Annotated in this window: 23 protein-coding genes; 5 read left to right on the forward strand and 18 right to left on the reverse strand. The window is 42.9% G+C overall.

Annotation, left to right across the window (positions count from 1 at the left end):
• On the forward strand, positions 1 to 1,108 hold a 1,108-nt coding region (gene trpB / locus ACCM36_RS05480; protein WP_370572745.1), incomplete at its 5' end, for a tryptophan synthase subunit beta.
• Complete coding sequence (trpA, locus tag ACCM36_RS05485; RefSeq protein WP_370572746.1) at positions 1,105 to 1,884, forward strand: tryptophan synthase subunit alpha; 780 nt, start codon at positions 1,105 to 1,107, stop codon at positions 1,882 to 1,884. The genes trpB and trpA, both read left to right, overlap by 4 nt.
• A 27-nt stretch (positions 1,885 to 1,911) precedes the next feature.
• Here trpA and ftsY read toward each other — a convergent pair whose 3' ends face one another.
• The 11 genes from ftsY to ACCM36_RS05540 form a co-directional block, all read right to left on the reverse strand.
• Positions 1,912 to 3,054 (reverse strand): signal recognition particle-docking protein FtsY, encoded by a 1,143-nt coding sequence (ftsY, locus tag ACCM36_RS05490; RefSeq protein ID WP_370572747.1) that lies wholly within the window; start codon positions 3,052 to 3,054, stop codon positions 1,912 to 1,914.
• Positions 3,055 to 3,085: 31 nt separating this feature from the next.
• Positions 3,086 to 3,520, reverse strand: coding sequence for a prefoldin subunit alpha (gene pfdA / locus ACCM36_RS05495; protein WP_370572748.1), 435 nt, complete (start codon positions 3,518 to 3,520; stop codon positions 3,086 to 3,088).
• Between the two features lie 3 nt (positions 3,521 to 3,523).
• The gene (gene rpl18a, locus ACCM36_RS05500; protein WP_370572749.1) at positions 3,524 to 3,700 is read right to left on the reverse strand and encodes a 50S ribosomal protein L18Ae; all 177 of its coding nucleotides are present in this window, start codon (positions 3,698 to 3,700) and stop codon (positions 3,524 to 3,526) included.
• Between the two features lie 32 nt (positions 3,701 to 3,732).
• Entirely contained in the window at positions 3,733 to 4,395 is a 663-nt protein-coding gene (locus tag ACCM36_RS05505) for a translation initiation factor IF-6 (protein WP_370572808.1), read from the reverse strand.
• A 45-nt stretch (positions 4,396 to 4,440) separates the two neighbouring features.
• Positions 4,441 to 4,707 (reverse strand): 50S ribosomal protein L31e, encoded by a 267-nt coding sequence (locus ACCM36_RS05510; protein WP_015324267.1) that lies wholly within the window; start codon positions 4,705 to 4,707, stop codon positions 4,441 to 4,443.
• 13 nt (positions 4,708 to 4,720) lie between these two features.
• On the reverse strand, positions 4,721 to 4,876 hold the full coding sequence (locus tag ACCM36_RS05515; protein WP_321420896.1) for a 50S ribosomal protein L39e: 156 nt from the start codon (positions 4,874 to 4,876) through the stop codon (positions 4,721 to 4,723).
• 124 nt (positions 4,877 to 5,000) lie between these two features.
• Positions 5,001 to 5,597: an alpha hydrolase gene (locus tag ACCM36_RS05520; RefSeq protein WP_370572751.1), complete on the reverse strand. Its 597-nt coding sequence runs from the start codon at positions 5,595 to 5,597 to the stop codon at positions 5,001 to 5,003.
• Positions 5,598 to 5,606: 9 nt separating this feature from the next.
• Complete coding sequence (locus ACCM36_RS05525; RefSeq protein ID WP_370572752.1) at positions 5,607 to 5,957, reverse strand: DNA-binding protein; 351 nt, start codon at positions 5,955 to 5,957, stop codon at positions 5,607 to 5,609.
• 67 nt (positions 5,958 to 6,024) lie between these two features.
• Entirely contained in the window at positions 6,025 to 6,474 is a 450-nt protein-coding gene (locus tag ACCM36_RS05530; protein WP_370572753.1) for a 30S ribosomal protein S19e, read from the reverse strand.
• 133 nt (positions 6,475 to 6,607) lie between these two features.
• Positions 6,608 to 7,879 (reverse strand): adenylosuccinate synthase, encoded by a 1,272-nt coding sequence (locus ACCM36_RS05535; protein ID WP_370572754.1) that lies wholly within the window; start codon positions 7,877 to 7,879, stop codon positions 6,608 to 6,610.
• 45 nt (positions 7,880 to 7,924) lie between these two features.
• Positions 7,925 to 8,281, reverse strand: coding sequence for a hypothetical protein (locus tag ACCM36_RS05540; protein ID WP_370572755.1), 357 nt, complete (start codon positions 8,279 to 8,281; stop codon positions 7,925 to 7,927).
• A gap of 172 nt (positions 8,282 to 8,453) precedes the next feature.
• Here ACCM36_RS05540 and ACCM36_RS05545 point away from each other — a divergent pair, with 172 nt between their 5' ends.
• Positions 8,454 to 8,726, forward strand: coding sequence for a hypothetical protein (locus ACCM36_RS05545; RefSeq protein ID WP_370572756.1), 273 nt, complete (start codon positions 8,454 to 8,456; stop codon positions 8,724 to 8,726).
• Positions 8,727 to 8,998: 272 nt separating this feature from the next.
• On the opposite strand, the gene ACCM36_RS05550 is transcribed toward ACCM36_RS05545, so the two are convergent.
• Positions 8,999 to 9,829 (reverse strand): lysostaphin resistance A-like protein, encoded by an 831-nt coding sequence (locus tag ACCM36_RS05550; RefSeq protein WP_370572757.1) that lies wholly within the window; start codon positions 9,827 to 9,829, stop codon positions 8,999 to 9,001.
• Positions 9,819 to 10,739, reverse strand: coding sequence for a DUF1616 domain-containing protein (locus tag ACCM36_RS05555; protein ID WP_370572758.1), 921 nt, complete (start codon positions 10,737 to 10,739; stop codon positions 9,819 to 9,821). The genes ACCM36_RS05550 and ACCM36_RS05555 overlap by 11 nt, the downstream gene beginning before the upstream one ends.
• A 328-nt stretch (positions 10,740 to 11,067) precedes the next feature.
• Between ACCM36_RS05555 and ACCM36_RS05560 the strand changes: the two genes are divergently transcribed.
• Together ACCM36_RS05560 and ACCM36_RS05565 are read left to right on the forward strand one after the other, a co-directional pair.
• The gene (locus tag ACCM36_RS05560) at positions 11,068 to 11,409 is read left to right on the forward strand and encodes a hypothetical protein (RefSeq protein WP_370572759.1); all 342 of its coding nucleotides are present in this window, start codon (positions 11,068 to 11,070) and stop codon (positions 11,407 to 11,409) included.
• Between the two features lie 252 nt (positions 11,410 to 11,661).
• Positions 11,662 to 11,958: a hypothetical protein gene (locus ACCM36_RS05565; RefSeq protein ID WP_370572761.1), complete on the forward strand. Its 297-nt coding sequence runs from the start codon at positions 11,662 to 11,664 to the stop codon at positions 11,956 to 11,958.
• 60 nt (positions 11,959 to 12,018) lie between these two features.
• Here the strand turns inward: ACCM36_RS05565 and ACCM36_RS05570 are convergent, their stop codons facing one another.
• The 5 genes from ACCM36_RS05570 to ACCM36_RS05590 all read right to left on the reverse strand — a co-directional run bounded on the left by ACCM36_RS05570 (position 12,019) and on the right by ACCM36_RS05590 (position 15,201).
• Positions 12,019 to 12,984 carry a permease gene (locus ACCM36_RS05570; protein ID WP_370572762.1) on the reverse strand — a complete coding sequence of 322 codons (966 nt, stop codon included), beginning with the start codon at positions 12,982 to 12,984 and terminating at the stop codon, positions 12,019 to 12,021.
• Between the two features lie 59 nt (positions 12,985 to 13,043).
• The gene (locus tag ACCM36_RS05575; RefSeq protein ID WP_370572763.1) at positions 13,044 to 13,514 is read right to left on the reverse strand and encodes a universal stress protein; all 471 of its coding nucleotides are present in this window, start codon (positions 13,512 to 13,514) and stop codon (positions 13,044 to 13,046) included.
• A 58-nt stretch (positions 13,515 to 13,572) separates the two neighbouring features.
• The gene (locus ACCM36_RS05580) at positions 13,573 to 13,806 is read right to left on the reverse strand and encodes a thioredoxin family protein (RefSeq protein ID WP_370572764.1); all 234 of its coding nucleotides are present in this window, start codon (positions 13,804 to 13,806) and stop codon (positions 13,573 to 13,575) included.
• Between the two features lie 243 nt (positions 13,807 to 14,049).
• On the reverse strand, positions 14,050 to 14,757 hold the full coding sequence (locus ACCM36_RS05585) for an aromatic aminobenezylarsenical efflux permease ArsG family transporter (protein WP_370572765.1): 708 nt from the start codon (positions 14,755 to 14,757) through the stop codon (positions 14,050 to 14,052).
• Positions 14,758 to 15,201, reverse strand: a complete 444-nt coding sequence (locus ACCM36_RS05590; protein ID WP_370572766.1) for a nitrophenyl compound nitroreductase subunit ArsF family protein — start codon at positions 15,199 to 15,201, stop codon at positions 14,758 to 14,760. It lies immediately after the preceding gene.

Raw genomic sequence — 15,201 nt, forward strand, 5'->3', positions numbered from 1 at the left:
ATACAAGGAAGATCCCGAATTTCTAAGGGAGCTAAACTATTATCTTACCGAGTTCGCCGGGCGTAGTACACCTCTGTACCATGCGAGGAATCTTAGCAAGAAATATGGTACGAAGATATATCTCAAACGTGAAGATCTGGTACATGGCGGAGCCCATAAACTGAACAACACTATAGGACAGGCACTGCTTGCAAAGTACATGGGCAAGAAAAGACTAATCGCTGAGACAGGAGCCGGACAGCATGGTACTGCAACTGCCATGGCCGGAGCTAATCTTGGATTTGAGACTGCTGTGTACATGGGCGCCAAGGATGTGGAAAGGCAGAAAATGAATGTGTACCGCATGGAACTTATGGGTACAAAGGTGCATCCAGTAATATCCGGTTCTATGACTTTGAAGGATGCCATAAACGAGGCTCTTAGGGACTGGGTGACAAATGTGGAAAACACACACTATCTTATAGGTTCAGTAGTGGGACCACACCCGTATCCCATGATCGTAAGGGATTTCCAGAGCGTGATAGGTACAGAGGTCAAACAGCAGATCATGGAAAAGGAGGGGAGGCTTCCTGACTCCATCGTTGCCTGTGCAGGTGGTGGAAGCAATGCTATGGGCATATTCCATCCCTTTGTGGAAGATACTGATGTGAAACTTTTACCAGTGGAGGCCGGAGGGTGCGGTATACAGGTGCAGGGAAAGACTGCAATGCATTCTGCTTCTCTGGGCGCAGGTGAGGAGGGGATATTGCAGGGTGCCAGAACACTTATCCTTCAGGACAAGTACGGACAGATCCTGGAATCCACTTCTGTGTCTGCTGGCCTGGATTACTCAGGTGTCGGACCTGAACTTGCATACCTGGCAGAGACAGGCAGGATCCAACCTGGCAGTGTGAACGACCAGGAAGCTCTGGATGCATTCCACGAATTGTGCAGACTGGAAGGTATAATCCCGGCACTGGAGTCATCGCATGCACTGGCATACATAAAGAAAATGGCGGATACAGGCGAACTTGGCGACCTGGTAGTAGTGAGCCTTTCCGGAAGAGGAGACAAAGACCTTGAGACGGTATTGAAGTTACAAGCAGGTGCTTGCGAGGGAAAATTATGAGAATAGCAGAAAAGTTCCAGGAACTGAAAGCAAAGAAAGAAAAAGCTCTCATTGCCTATGTATGTGCAGGAGACCCCGGTGAAGATGCTACCAAAGAATATGTGCATGCACTTGTAAAGGGCGGAGCCGATATAGTGGAACTTGGCCTGCCGTTCTCGGACCCGGTGGCAGACGGACCTACTATCCAGGCTGCATCTGACAGGGCCCTGGAAGCCGGTATGAACCCGGACATCTATTTCGAACTTGCTGCATCTATTAAAGAGCAGGTGCCACTGGTATGTATGACATACTATAACCTTATCTTCAGAAGAGGTGTGGAAAAGTTCGTGAAGGATTGCGCTGCATCAGGTATCACAGGTATAATAGTGCCTGACCTGCCCATAGAGGAAGCCGATGACATTCTGAAAGCATCTAAAATACATGGTGTTGACATAATATTCATGGTAACCCCCATAACCGACAAGGACAGGATGCAAAAGATATTCAGCAAGGATTCTGGATTTATATATATAGTGTCCCGCCTGGGAGTCACAGGAGCCCGCGCTGATGTGGCAAAGTCCACAAGAGATATCCTGGGGAAAGTTAACACAACGCTTCCCAGAGCAGTGGGATTTGGCATTTCCAACGGAAAGCAGGCAGCAGAAGTTATAGCAGCCGGTGCCGATGCCGTAATAGTGGGATCGGCCTTCGTGAACATCATTGCTTCCCAGGAAAACGTGAAGGAAAGATTAGAGAAATTAGCACGGGAACTGAAGGCTGAGTGCAGTGGCCAATAGGCTACTGCACATATTATTTATAATTGATCACTCAAAAATCTGATCCACGAACCACTTGGGATCGAATTTCTTCAGGTCATCATAACCCTGCCCCATGCCCAGGAAAAGGATTGGTTTGCCTGTAATATAAGCAATGGATATCGCAGCGCCGCCTTTGGCATCTGCATCTGTTTTGGTTAAGATGGAACCGCTTATGGGTACTGCTTCATTGAACTGGGCTGCCCTCTCCACAGCATCGTTGCCGGCTACTGCCTCATCCACGAAAATAATAAGATCGGGGGAGCTTACCCTGCAGACCTTCTTGAGCTGTTCCATGAGATTGAGGTTGGTGTGCATGCGGCCTGCCGTGTCTGAAAGCACTATATCGGCTTTGTGGGCTTTAGCATATTGTATAGCATCATAGACAACTGCTGCGGGGTCGCCGCCTTCCTGATGCCGGATCACTTTTACACCGACCCTGTCACCGTGTATCTGCAACTGATCGATCGCACCTGCCCTGAAAGTGTCGCCTGCCGCAAGAACTACGGAGTAGCCCATGTCCTTGAAACGTTTTGCAGTTTTAGCGATACTGGTGGTCTTTCCGGTACCGTTGATACCCACAAAAACTATGTGCACGGGCTTCCTGGAATTCTTAACATAGTCATCAAGGTCAAAAACATTGGCACTCATCACATCATACAAAGCATTACGCAAAGCCTGCTCAACAATATCAGTGGTATCCTTGCCAATCTTCCTGCGGGAACCTACAAGCTCCGATTTCACAGCTTCTGTAATAGCTTCCGCAACAGTAAGAGCAATATCACTCTCAAGCAAAGCCATCTGCAATTCCCAAAGGGGGTCCTCGAGATCGTTTTCATCAAGAATGAACTCGCGCTCAAAAACCAGAGCTTTAGCCTTGCTTACAAGACCGAACTTTTTCTGTTCCGAAAGCTTGGGAGCTTGAATATCAGAGTTAAGGTCAGAGCCGGTAGCCTTCTGAGGTTCGATCTTATCGTTTTTAGTTTCGACCGCAGTGTCAATTAAGGGCTGCTGCTCTGCCTCAGAAGGGGATATAACTGGAACTTCAGCTATTTGTTTCTGTGTAGCCTCCACAGGAATAGCCTTTTCATCTATCTGCTTGCCGAGGCTTTTTGTAAAGCCGCTGAGCTTTTCTTTCAGTTTATTGAACACACGACCAACTCTGCGGAAATGCAAAAAAAGATCACTGGGTGCTTGACTGTGCACCCTGCTGCAGTGCTGTAACCTGAGCTTCTATGGCCTGCATACCATGGGCCAGCTGTGCTAAGGCAGTATTCATTTTCTCCAGTATCTTGTCGAGCTCATCCTTACGTCTCTGAAGAATTTCCTTTGATTCAGCAACGGATTTCTCGATACTGATACCGGCACCCACATTGACTACTACTTTATCGATCATCTCAAGCTTAGCATAGACGAATGAACCGGACCCTATGGGGACCATGGTCTGAGCATCTGCCTTTTCTTTTTCCAGTTCCTCAATGGTAGTAATGGCCCGCTGGCAGTCCTGTGCTGACAGACTTACCATGCTTATCTGCTGTTGCAAAGCTTCTGCTCTGCGCTGATACTCACGGTGCTGCATCAATAGGTTACGTGGATCCGTGTCATTCATCTCTGCCATGGATCATGCCTCAGCAATACTTTCGATCTTTACGAACATCCTTTTTATACCATGCTTGCTGCCAAAGAGAGAGTATACCTTATCCTCTGCATTCTTTTCATTCTGGCTAGCAACTTGCTTGGTGAATTTTTCCCATTCACATCCGGCTTTGAACTTTCCTTTAACAACAAAGTCCTTCATATCAATCACCCATATATAAAATTGAAATATTCTTACTCTTTTGTAATAAAGCCCAGAGCACCCTCGATCCTACCTAGCTCATAGCCGGTAGTCTTTGAGCCTGCCACATAACCTTTGGAATTTGCCAGCAGGCCTGAGCCTACCATCGGAGTACCAAAATTAGTGGTACCTACATCCACGGGCAGTTCAAATATCTCTTCAAGGAATGCCAGCTCCTGTGCAGTGGCCTTGGGATTAACGAGCAATCCCTTGTTAGTTACTGTCCCGGCCATGCCTACTGTTTTCAGACCTGCGATAGTACCCCTATGCACATCCACTTTTAAGGTTCGTGCAATGATATCAATAGAGTGGTCAGACAATTCCGGATGGACCAGGGCAGCCGAATCGTTAGCAAGGACAATATTCCCAACTGCGTTCAACTTATCAGGAAGGCTGGAAACCGGAAGATCAATACCCTTCAATCCTTCGATTTGAGAGCCTCTGGGAACAATAAATCCACTGGAATTGCCCCTGATCATAGAACCGATCACACTGCTCTGACTCATTATGACCTCTAATACCCGGACATGCAAATTGTCAGCTATAAAGTCCTTGGCACTTGCTCTTGTGCCACATGGCACCAGAGCAAAGTCTTCCGTACAAGTAGCGAAAACCCCTATAATAGGGGTATCCATTATATCCAGAGTAGGGATTATCATTTCAACGTACTTCGCTTTATAAAATAAGATAAGGCAGTAGTCTCAGGCAAGCTCTGCCTCTACTACTCCATCCTCGAACTTTGCAGCACGTACCCTTATGAAGGATGGAGGCTTCTGCATACCTCTTTCCCATACCTTCTCGTTAATGGTCGTGTGCAACTTTACCTGCTTGGATTCTACCTTCATGTGTTTTGTAAGGTAATTCCTTATGAGCGTCATAGCCTTATCCGCCCTTCTGTACCTGGGAAGTTCTTTTATTGAACGCAGGGGGATCGTATAGATCTGCTCTTTAACTGCATCTTCTGCCATCATCATCACCTACTTACTTAGCATCCAGATCGCTTCTTCTCCAGCTTCTTCTCTTGGGGTGACCTACAACCTTTCTAGCGGTCTTGATTATCACCCAAGTTGGAACCCTGTGATTCTGCCTGTGTGCTTTTGCAAGCCTAATTTTTTGTCCTTTAGTATTCTGGCTCACTTGTCTCACCTATCTATGGAATCATAAATCGAATAAGATGTATATCAAGGTTTGGCTTTATTTTGTATATTGCTGTTTAGTGATATCCAGTATAAGATATCTATTGGCAATTTAAGATAGTATATTATTTCTTACGGCCAATGACATAAGACTGTACATGAGAGGGAAAAAGCTTCCCTATCATATATTCACCATGTCTTTGACGTATGATCTCACGCAATTCTGTTTCATAATCTGCCTTTATGACCTCTGAACTTTGGCCTTCATCTATTATCAAATATTTGCTTACCAGAAGATCAACAGCAGATCTGCCGTATCCCTTTAGCGGACATATATACTTTATACCTAACCTGTCCTCTATACTGCGGGACTGGCCAATGGTCAATACAGGAACGCGGTCATCCCGGCGCACCCCATCAACAACTACTGAAACATCCTTCTCACAGGCAAGTCTTTCCACAGCCGCGTGATGTATATGATTAATGGCGCTTCTGGGAAAACCATCCCTTATAAGAAGATCATTGGCTTCTTCCAGCACCTGCCTGTCAAGTTCAAGAGCCCGGTGAGCAAAACCAAGCCGTTCAGCTGCTTTTCTGGCAACTTCACCCACTGGGAGCAAACCAAAGGTACATGTCACCAATTCTATCTCAAAGAATGGCTCAAGCAGTATAGCCGACAGAGAACTGTCCTTTCCACCGCTGAAAAGAACGGATGCCTTCATAACCTGTAGTTATACCCTTGTTATACTGGTCTTGCGCTTCTTGGGCTGCATTTGGGCCAACAACGCCTTTAATTTCTCATCAGTAATTTGCGACTGCAGGCGCCCGTTCTGTGCAAGCATTATAAGCTGGGATTCCAGCTGTTCTACCAGTTCGGGCCTGGACATTTTCAATGTGGTCATCCGCTCCCTTGCTTCGGGAGTAAGGATCTGCCGAAGAATGGATTGTTTCTTGGCTTCAAATTCGGCCTGCATCTGTTCCTGCTGATAAGCAGCCTGAATATCTGGATGCATTTGCCCGGCCTGTTGGCGCTGTAATTGTTCAAGCCTTTTTCTGCGGATATCCTCAAGTTCACCTGCCATGCAATCACCTGTGAATATACTATCGACTTACATGAATATTGGAAGTTTATCGGGCATTGAGTGCCAATCAGTATTTGGCAAGCCCTGGGATCTTCTCTAAGAGTGCCTGCTTGACCTCATATGCGGTATTGTCCAGCATGGATTGACCAGCAGGAGAAACAATACGACCACTCTTCAGTGAGCGAACGAAACCTGCTGCTTCGAGCTGTTGTGCAGCCTCTCTGGCAATGGAGCCGCTTCCTTTAGCCTTTCTGTGAGGTTGGGAACCCATATCTTTTTTACCTCCGTAGACAGATCGCAGCCTCTCTACACCAATGGGACCATCAGTATAAATAGTTCTTAACACAGCGGCACAGCGAATGTACCACCAGTCACTATTCTTAGGAGCAAGTTCCTTGTGGGCACCGGTCTTAACATAGGCCGCCCATTCCGGAGGTTTTACATGCTCATTCTCCTTCAACTTCTCTGCTACCTTAGAGATCAGGTCACTTGCAGGAACATCATATAACGTAGTCATTCTATTCTCCCTGGATTAGATAACAAATTTTCAGATAATTGGACTCAGCATCTTGAAACTTAGATACGGTAAAGTATTGGTTTTAAACTCTCAGTTAGTATATACGCTTTTCGGCAGAAAAGAAAGAAAGGAGTTATTTTTTGAAAGTCTGTTCCCTTCCAGGACCCACTGAAATATATTCAGTGGGTACCCCAATTTTATCCTCAAGATATAGAACATACCTGCGGGCAGCATCAGGAAGATCAGAGAACCGGCGTACATGAGTAAGATCGCCTGACCATCCCGCCAACTCCTCATAAACAGGAACACACTGTGCAAGGTCAGCAGTGAGCTCAGGAGGATACTCCATGAACTTACCTCGTAATTCATAGCCTGTACATACCCTTAATGGATCAATGCCAGAAAGCACATCAAGCTTTGTAAGAGCAAGTTCCGTGTAACCATTGAGGAAAACAGCTTTCTTTACCAACGGCAGGTCGAACCATCCGCAACGCCTTGCCCGGCCAGTAGTTGTACCGAACTCTCTCCCAACCTGCTGGAGCTGTTTACCCACATTGTCTTTTAGTTCGGTTGGCAGAGGACCTTCACCTACACGAGTGATGTATGCCTTGACTATTCCCAGCACATTTTCCACTTTAGTAGGCCCTACTCCCAGATTGGCACATGCAGAACCAGCAATAGTACAGGAGGAAGTGACAAACTTCTGAGTCCCATGGATCACATCAAGATGTGTCCCCTGTGCACCTTCAGCCAGCACATTCTTCCCCTCTTCTAATGCCTTGTTGATCTCCAGAGAGACATCCGTCATGTAAGGTGCAAACTTTTCACCCAGTGTGACATAGAGATCTATAAATTTACTATCCATAACAACGGATGGATCGCCCCCTAGCTCACGGATTGAATTCTCCTTCTGAGAAGCCAGTTCCCCGAGTCTTGCAAGGAACTTTGCCTTGTCTGTAAGATCAGCTAGCCGTATCTCATCTCTTGCAACCTTGTCTATATATGCAAAGCCTATACCTTTTTTAGTGGTTCCGATCTTTTCAGAGCGACTGGACTCTTTCAGACCATCGAGTTCAATGTGATATGGCATGATAATGCTGGTTTTGGCATCTATACCGAGCTTATCAGGACCAATATGGATCCCACCCTTGGCAAGCATTTCCAGCTCCTGTTCCAGAGATTGAGGATTCAGGACCGTACCCGGACCTATGAGTACCCTGGAATCCAGCAGAAAACCAGAGGGTATGAGGTGCAGTTTGTAGATACTATCACCTACTTTAACCGTGTGACCAGCATTATCCCCTCCCTGGAATCTGACCACAAGGTCATACTTATCAGATATCAGGTCAACTATCTTCCCTTTGCCTTCATCACCAAACTGAGCACCTGTAATGATCGTGAACATAGGATGCAGATGAACGTGGATGCATAATAATTTTGTGATGCTGACTTACAATTCCTCGTCGAATAGTACCATCCGTGTACCTTCATCAAACGGATCATTATCATTCTTACTGCAACGCAGAGTACGTGCATTACCCATATCAAGCAGAGTATCGATAAGTTTTTCGGCCAGGTTCAACGTTACATTGAACTCTGACTCGAGCATGTAAATTGCATCCTGCCGTTTAACAGAAAAATTACAGGAATTGGATCGACGCGAAGATGTACATGAACTAAAGAATTCACACCTTTGTACCCTGGAACTGTTCTTGAAGTGTACAGCAAGGCCATGCCATGAATAAACATTGTGCAAACCTTTGATACCATATAGATTTGATTTGCTCTTATCCTGGATGTCGGGCATATCAATTAATATATTAATTAAATATAAATAAACAATCGTTCATAAAAAGACAAGGCAGTAACTACTAATAGATATTGATCAGTAGATAAAAGAATAATTGCAACAATTGCTGGTAATGCCACCGAACAGTAGAAAAGATATATATAGTGATAAGGAATATGGACAGGACAATATGTTAACATCTATAGCATCTGCAGCATTAGTAAGTGCAGTGGCATCTGTCACTACAACGGATGGAACCACATCGATGACCACAGCTATGGGACTTCCCGAATATGGAGTACTTGCAGTCATAGCATTAGTGACGCTACTCTCTGCAAAGCTTATGTTATCCGCGTCTACAAGATGGAATAGTACCATCAAGTGCTCACTGGACATGAACATAATACCACTGTTGATTTCTTTCGCTGCTATTGTAATTTATAAGATCATTACGATAATCTGAGAAATAGAGTTAATACTTAGTTATTTTGATAATGATCTGTTAGTAGATGGCTGAACCATACATTTCTTTTGAATTTTCGATTTTTATTCACTTATTTTTACTTAGGATCCACCTATAATTCCTACTAGCTTTCAGCTTTACTGAAATATCGATAGAATCAGTAAAGGTATGAAATGCAGATAGAAGTGTCGTTGGGACAAGTTCGAAAAGAATGATACTGGATGGAACTTTACCTTAGCAAAGCCCATCGTAAATCAGTAAATATGTATTTATCAGAGTATCCCAAGCCCTGGCCCCAGCAAGGGTATGAGGCCAAAAAGGAAGAGATTGACAAGTCCATGAGTAAGAGCAACAAGAGGCAGACTATGAGTTTTACTGAACATGTAACCCAGCATCAGACCTACCACGGATGCAAAGAGAATTCCATAGACTGCGCCATGACCGGAACTCATAACACCAAAAAGCAAGCTGGTAATAATAAGCCCCATTGTGGAACCAAATACACCTTCAAGCCTTGTCTGCAGAATAGATCTGAACACAAGCTCCTCCACCAAACCCACACAAAAGATCATGATCAAAGCAATGTCCACCATATTATAGAAAGACATGTTTGGCACGAGAGGACCGACAGGAGCAATAAAATACTCACCTTCTGCTATCAGCAAACTGATCACTAATGAAAGAGGCAAATAAAAGACAAACTTCTTAAAAGACAGACCAAGCTGTATCAGAGAAAAACTCTGATGCCTTATTATAAGGAATATGGGTATAAACAATGGTATATAAACATAGAAATATCGATATAACACCATTTCTGAGAATACAGGCATGGAGAAATTGATCAGCCTTAACAAAGGCAGAAGCATAAGAGCCTGCAGAGCCCATGCTATATACTTATCTTTGATGCGCACAGTGCTTATAGACACAACAATAAGAACAAACGTATGTAGTAGGATTGCTGCTCCCCGTATTCCTAAAAACATCAGGAGCTCCGCAAACACTATGAGCAAGATAGTAAACAAAACTGGACGTGACGACCTGGTGGCCAAACGGGAGAATTCAAGCTCCCGTTTACCCGGGACATTTTCTTCATTAGGCTGCATTCATATCCCTCGTTACATTAACCCATAGATGAAGATCTCTATAAGGAACAGTCAGATTATCGTTCTTGTAAAGCAGGAACTCTAATTTCATGTTATTACCAACAGAATTTGGAGTAAATACCACAGGCCTCTCCCAGGTAGCATTGTGTTCTAAACTGAAACTCTGAACATTGGATGGAATTGAGAGCGAATCATTGTTTAGTCTAATATCCATTGTATATTTGGCACGTTCATATTCGTGATTGACCACACCAACGATCACCTGGCCATCGTCACCCAGAGTAAAATGCGTAGTATAATTGTCCGCCTTGCCATCCATACCAAGAATGTAGAATTCTGTGAATTTTTCACCTTGTTTAGGACTTACCACAACGTACGCAAGTGCAACCACAGATGCCAAGACCGAGATAACAAGAATGATAGTAAGAATGCGGTCCAACCGGGATTCGGGTTGACTGCTAACAGGCGCTTTAAGGGATTCATATACCTCACCCGGGGACACCGAAAAAGCCTTCTCAGAAGGAAGCTGAGCTCTCCTGTAAACCGCAACCGCACACATGAAGAGGGTAAAGACCGATAAAGAGACTAATATTGGAATGAGCCTTATACCCCAGGGCGTGTAGTTAAGCCCAAGACCTATCAGCGGTACAACGGCAATACTCAGACCAAAACCCAGTGCCAGGCGTTCAATACCATCAAGATCATCTTTTGATGGAAAAAGAGCTGCTATTAGAGCATATCCCGGAAGGAACAGGACCATAGGCAAACCCAGCACCGTACGGATAGGAGTTGCGGCCAGCTCCGGTATTAATATGAATAAGTCCGTAAGCAATACTAGAGCAGCAACAATGGGAAGGTCAACAGAATTTTTCCTTTTATTTGGCATGGCTATCCCTGTGATGTAATTCATACTAATTGAATGTTTCTAACAGAGTTTTAATAAAGAGACTAACTGGTTAGATAGAGTCCTATTTGCTTATTAGATTTATTATATTTTTCGAATTTGCCCTTCATTGAGTAATAGACAGGATCAAAATAAATATGATCGACTTTTTTCCCATTAACCCCATTATATTTATATTACAATTGCACCTATGCTTTTGTAGTGGAAATGCAAACTTGAACTTTAGAGGATTACGGATTTATCCTATATGGATACCATTCATGATGCTGGAGTTCTGACGTTACCTAAACTTTACGCCTAGGAATTTATGAAATATACAAAGGGGGTTTAATATATGGATAAAATGACAAAAGTTGGGATTCTTGGTGCAGCTGCACTGATTGGTGCAGGATTGGCAGCGTTGTCTGAAGAAAGAATAAGAGAGTTCGTTAAGGAAAAGGTTGATACCGGTACCCTCAGCAAAGAAGAAGGTAAGATGCTGGTGGAAGACCTGGTCAATGAAACCAAAAAACAGAGGCTTAACCTGGAGAAGAACGTTGTTGAAAAAATACGTGCAACTGTTTTGAAGGCTGACAAGGAACTTTCAGATCTTGAAGACAGGATCGACGAACTCAAGATCCAGGGACTGGAAGCCGAACTCGAAAAAATGAAAAGTCTCAGGAAAACTGCAAAATAAGAAATAGTATTTTTTTAAATTGAAAGGACTGTTAACCCTCCGGTAATCTGTTAGGAAAAAACGGTCCTACCATGTTTTATTACTGATTTTGGTCATTTTCTTATGATGCGCACAGAGAAACAAAAATGCAACATCTATTATAATCCCAGTCACTCCATTGTTGTCATATATTCAGGTTCATTAAACTTAAATAGAATTTCAATAGATATTGAAACACTTGCAATGGCAATTTTACCTGCGAGAGGATTGGAAATGAGAGTTGCACATACAGAAAAGATCCTGCCCTGCATAGCTGATCCCTGGAAGCTGAGGATCATTGCGCAGCTGGACGAAGCACCTGATCTTACTTTGATAGCCAGGTACCTGGATGGCAAGTATTCCGAGAAATTGGGTATGGCGGTCGTAAGAAGCGGCATTATAGAAATGAACTTTTTTCAGAATGGGCAGGTCACAATAAGGATGGTAGACTCTGAAGAAGAAGCTATCAACTTTGTGAATAAGATACTTGCAATGGCATATCACAAAGCGATGATAACAGGAGACCTTTAAGAATCATTTACATTATTAGATCCTTATTTGGTACTTTGAAGAACACAATTGAACAATTCTCTATAGGAGATAATTGAACAGATACCCTGTAAAGATTATGGATACTGTTATAATTGTCACAAAGACCGAAATCAATTCTTTCTTCAATACTTTCTTCAGGATAATTATCTCCGGGAGGGACAAAGCGGTGACACCCATTAGAAATGCAAGCGAGGTCCCAACTGGCAGACCTTTTCCAATCAAGCTTTCTACAATGGGAATCATCCCCATGACATTAGAATAGAGGGGGACTCCTATCAGAACGGCTATTGGAACTGCCAAGGGGTTATCTTTACCTGCATATTTAGCAAGTATTCCTTCAGGAGCATACCCATGGAAAATGCCTCCTAAAGTAACACCTATGATAACATATATCCATACCTTTCCAACAATATCTTTTACTTCATCTACTGCATAATCAAGTCTTTCCTTTCGGGTCATTTTGGTTTCAGCAACTTGTTTGGAATGGATTTTATACACAAAATCTGCAACGTACTTTTCCATTTTTAACAAACCTATCAAATATCCTCCAATAACACCAATTACTACTCCTGAGATTACATACATCAGTGTTGCCTTGGGTCCGATGGTAGCCCAGAGCACAGCAACTGCTGCTTCATTTACTAGAGGAGAAGTGATAAGAAATGAAAATGTGACTCCCAGTGGCACACCAGCTTCAAGAAAACCTATGAATAAGGGAACAGAAGAACATGAGCAAAAAGGAGTAACAGTTCCAACCAACGATGCTATCAGGTTATACTGAATACCTTTTTTGCCTCCTAGTACCCTTCTTGTTTTTTCTGGTGTAACATAGGTTCTAATATATGCTACAAAAAATATCATGAAGCATAAGAGGATCAAAATCTTCATTATGTCGTAGATTATGAAATTTACACTACTTGCAAGGGCTGTTCCTTGAACAATGCCAAAAGTGTCATATGTGAGCTTATCGGCTAACCATTGTAAAGGATAAAATACATCTACCATTGTATTCAACTTCTTCTTAAAATGTCTTCATCTAAGTGTGGAATTCAACAACTTGGAAATTATGAATTGAAGATTTTATCTGTAACCAAAAGAACAGAGATCTTTGAATGTTTTATAACCTTATCTGCTACACTTCCAAGTAGGAATCTTTCTAATCCACCCTTGCCAAGAGCTCCCATTATTACTAAATTTACTTTGTTCTGTTCTGCAAACTGAAGGATTGTATGAGCCGGATCACCTTCCAGAATTACAGTTTCAATGTCTACTCCCTTATCCTCTGCAACCTTCTTTGCATATTGAATAGCCTCATTTCCTTCTTGGCGTAACGTTTCATCCATGATATCCCATTTAGAACCCAAAGGGATCGATGTTTTCAATATAGGTGGTGCATATGCTTTTTTGTCAAGGACATACAAAACATAGACCTTAGCATCCATTAATATTGCAAGCTCTATTCCTTGAAGTATAGCATTCTGGCTATAATCAGACCCATCTGTTGCAATCAGCAGTTTTCGAAAAGTAGTGATCATATATCCCCCACACTCCAGAAAGCTATTAAGAACTATTTGTATACCAGTTAAAACAACCCTATTTTAATATCCACTTCTTGACATCGTCGACAGATGGTACCTTTCCTGCAACTTTCACATCACCGTCAACTACCAATGCAGGAGTGAGCATAACACCATAAGACATTATTTTCTCTAAATCCTCAACTTTCACAACTTCAGCCTTTACTCCAGTTTCAGCAACTGCTTTGTCTACAATTTCCTTAGTCATCTTACACTTCTTGCAACCAGTTCCGAGTATTTCCAACTTCATTTTGATTCCATCCTAGTGTTTTTTTAAAATCAACGAGATACAAAGTATTTCAATATAATTTGAAATGCGAGTAGATATAGATTTTGCTCAAGAAATTGATTGACGCAAAGAATGCAGGCATTTTAAAAAATTACAAAATTAACATCTATTTGTAAGCAGATTATACATATTATTCAAGATAAGTGTTTTATCTGGATTCCTGTAGAATAAATAGGAATCGTATCTTTACTTCAGTCTTATAAATCAGAACAAAAGCCTAAGACAATAGAAACCTGCTAAAATAAAGACGAGAGCTGTTACTTTTCTCATGCTCTTCTCAACTAGATGAAGCTTATGTACAAATTCTCCGACCCTTGAAACAGAGTATACCAGCAACACAGAGAAGAACAGCACCGGTAAAGCTGTTGCAATAGCAAATACCGAGGGTACGATGATTGGATCCCCAGCAGCCATTGCCAGAGGGACTATCATCCCAAAGAACAGCACCGCACTGAAAGGGCAGAAAGATAGAGCAAAAACAAAACCAAGAAGGAAACCACCCAGATAACCTTTGTCTCCGTATTTTTGACCCAGGCCACTGATCATGCTGCATCCTTTGGAAGAAGGCAACCTATCGGCTGTAAGCATAAGAATTCCCAGGAAAATAAGGAATGGACCTAGTAAAAGTTCTCCATATTGCTGCAACAATAAAGCAATATCCTGGCTGCCCAAGCCAACCCATAGGATAGATGATGCTACCAGCACATATACAACCATTCGTCCTAATGTGTAGACTAAGCCAGCTGCCAGAGTATGCCTGCCATGACCAATCCTCTTGGAGATATATGCTATAGCAGTGATGTTTGTAGTAAGAGGACAGGGACTTATTGCAGTCATCAGACCTATGAAGAATGCAGCAACCAGTGGAATATCACTGGACCCCATCGACTGCATGAATTCGAGTACGGTCATTTAAAGCCCTGCCAGCTTTTCATTTATAACCTCGCTTAAGTAGGACATGTAAGAGTTCCTATCTTCAACCTTATACCAGACATTCGTGTCCTGCTCAGCAGAAAAACCCTTTTCAGTATATGTACCAATCCAGAGAGAAGAATATGCGGCTCCATATCTTTGAGTTAATTCTTTATCTTCGGGGAGATCGAAGTTCACATGCCTAAAGACCAGATTACCAGAGTCCAGCTCGTCTGGGAAATAAGTATTTACCGTCTCTTCAGCATAAGCCCCTACTACCTGGCAACTATAACATTGATTATTCCCATGGAAATGGATGACCTCGATATGAGGTGATTCCTGCAAATTTCCATCGACAACTTTCGTAGTTCCTTCAGCATTATTTCCAACACACCCGGCTGAAAATAGAGTAAGGACGAGTATTACAATAAGTAACCTATTCAT

The organism is Methanomethylovorans sp., assembly GCF_041305605.1.
Classification (GTDB): domain Archaea; phylum Halobacteriota; class Methanosarcinia; order Methanosarcinales; family Methanosarcinaceae; genus Methanomethylovorans.

What these genes read in the sequence shown, in the direction of transcription:
- ACCM36_RS05530 (WP_370572753.1), bottom strand. Translation starts at nt 6,474, where the DNA reads ATGACTACGTTATATGATGTTCCTGCAAGTGACCTGATCTCTAAGGTA.
- ACCM36_RS05545 (WP_370572756.1), top strand. Translation starts at nt 8,454, where the DNA reads ATGTTAACATCTATAGCATCTGCAGCATTAGTAAGTGCAGTGGCATCT.
- ACCM36_RS05565 (WP_370572761.1), top strand. Translation starts at nt 11,662, where the DNA reads ATGAGAGTTGCACATACAGAAAAGATCCTGCCCTGCATAGCTGATCCC.
- ACCM36_RS05555 (WP_370572758.1), bottom strand. Translation starts at nt 10,739, where the DNA reads ATGAATTACATCACAGGGATAGCCATGCCAAATAAAAGGAAAAATTCT.
- ACCM36_RS05540 (WP_370572755.1), bottom strand. Translation starts at nt 8,281, where the DNA reads ATGCCCGACATCCAGGATAAGAGCAAATCAAATCTATATGGTATCAAA.
- ACCM36_RS05585 (WP_370572765.1), bottom strand. Translation starts at nt 14,757, where the DNA reads ATGACCGTACTCGAATTCATGCAGTCGATGGGGTCCAGTGATATTCCA.
- ACCM36_RS05520 (WP_370572751.1), bottom strand. Translation starts at nt 5,597, where the DNA reads ATGAAGGCATCCGTTCTTTTCAGCGGTGGAAAGGACAGTTCTCTGTCG.
- ACCM36_RS05575 (WP_370572763.1), bottom strand. Translation starts at nt 13,514, where the DNA reads ATGATCACTACTTTTCGAAAACTGCTGATTGCAACAGATGGGTCTGAT.
- ACCM36_RS05535 (WP_370572754.1), bottom strand. Translation starts at nt 7,879, where the DNA reads ATGTTCACGATCATTACAGGTGCTCAGTTTGGTGATGAAGGCAAAGGG.
- pfdA (WP_370572748.1), bottom strand. Translation starts at nt 3,520, where the DNA reads ATGGCAGAGATGAATGACACGGATCCACGTAACCTATTGATGCAGCAC.
- ACCM36_RS05580 (WP_370572764.1), bottom strand. Translation starts at nt 13,806, where the DNA reads ATGAAGTTGGAAATACTCGGAACTGGTTGCAAGAAGTGTAAGATGACT.
- rpl18a (WP_370572749.1), bottom strand. Translation starts at nt 3,700, where the DNA reads ATGAAGGACTTTGTTGTTAAAGGAAAGTTCAAAGCCGGATGTGAATGG.
- ACCM36_RS05510 (WP_015324267.1), bottom strand. Translation starts at nt 4,707, where the DNA reads ATGGCAGAAGATGCAGTTAAAGAGCAGATCTATACGATCCCCCTGCGT.
- ACCM36_RS05560 (WP_370572759.1), top strand. Translation starts at nt 11,068, where the DNA reads ATGGATAAAATGACAAAAGTTGGGATTCTTGGTGCAGCTGCACTGATT.
- ACCM36_RS05590 (WP_370572766.1), bottom strand. Translation starts at nt 15,201, where the DNA reads ATGAATAGGTTACTTATTGTAATACTCGTCCTTACTCTATTTTCAGCC.
- ACCM36_RS05525 (WP_370572752.1), bottom strand. Translation starts at nt 5,957, where the DNA reads ATGGCAGGTGAACTTGAGGATATCCGCAGAAAAAGGCTTGAACAATTA.
- trpA (WP_370572746.1), top strand. Translation starts at nt 1,105, where the DNA reads ATGAGAATAGCAGAAAAGTTCCAGGAACTGAAAGCAAAGAAAGAAAAA.
- ACCM36_RS05550 (WP_370572757.1), bottom strand. Translation starts at nt 9,829, where the DNA reads ATGCAGCCTAATGAAGAAAATGTCCCGGGTAAACGGGAGCTTGAATTC.
- ACCM36_RS05570 (WP_370572762.1), bottom strand. Translation starts at nt 12,984, where the DNA reads ATGGTAGATGTATTTTATCCTTTACAATGGTTAGCCGATAAGCTCACA.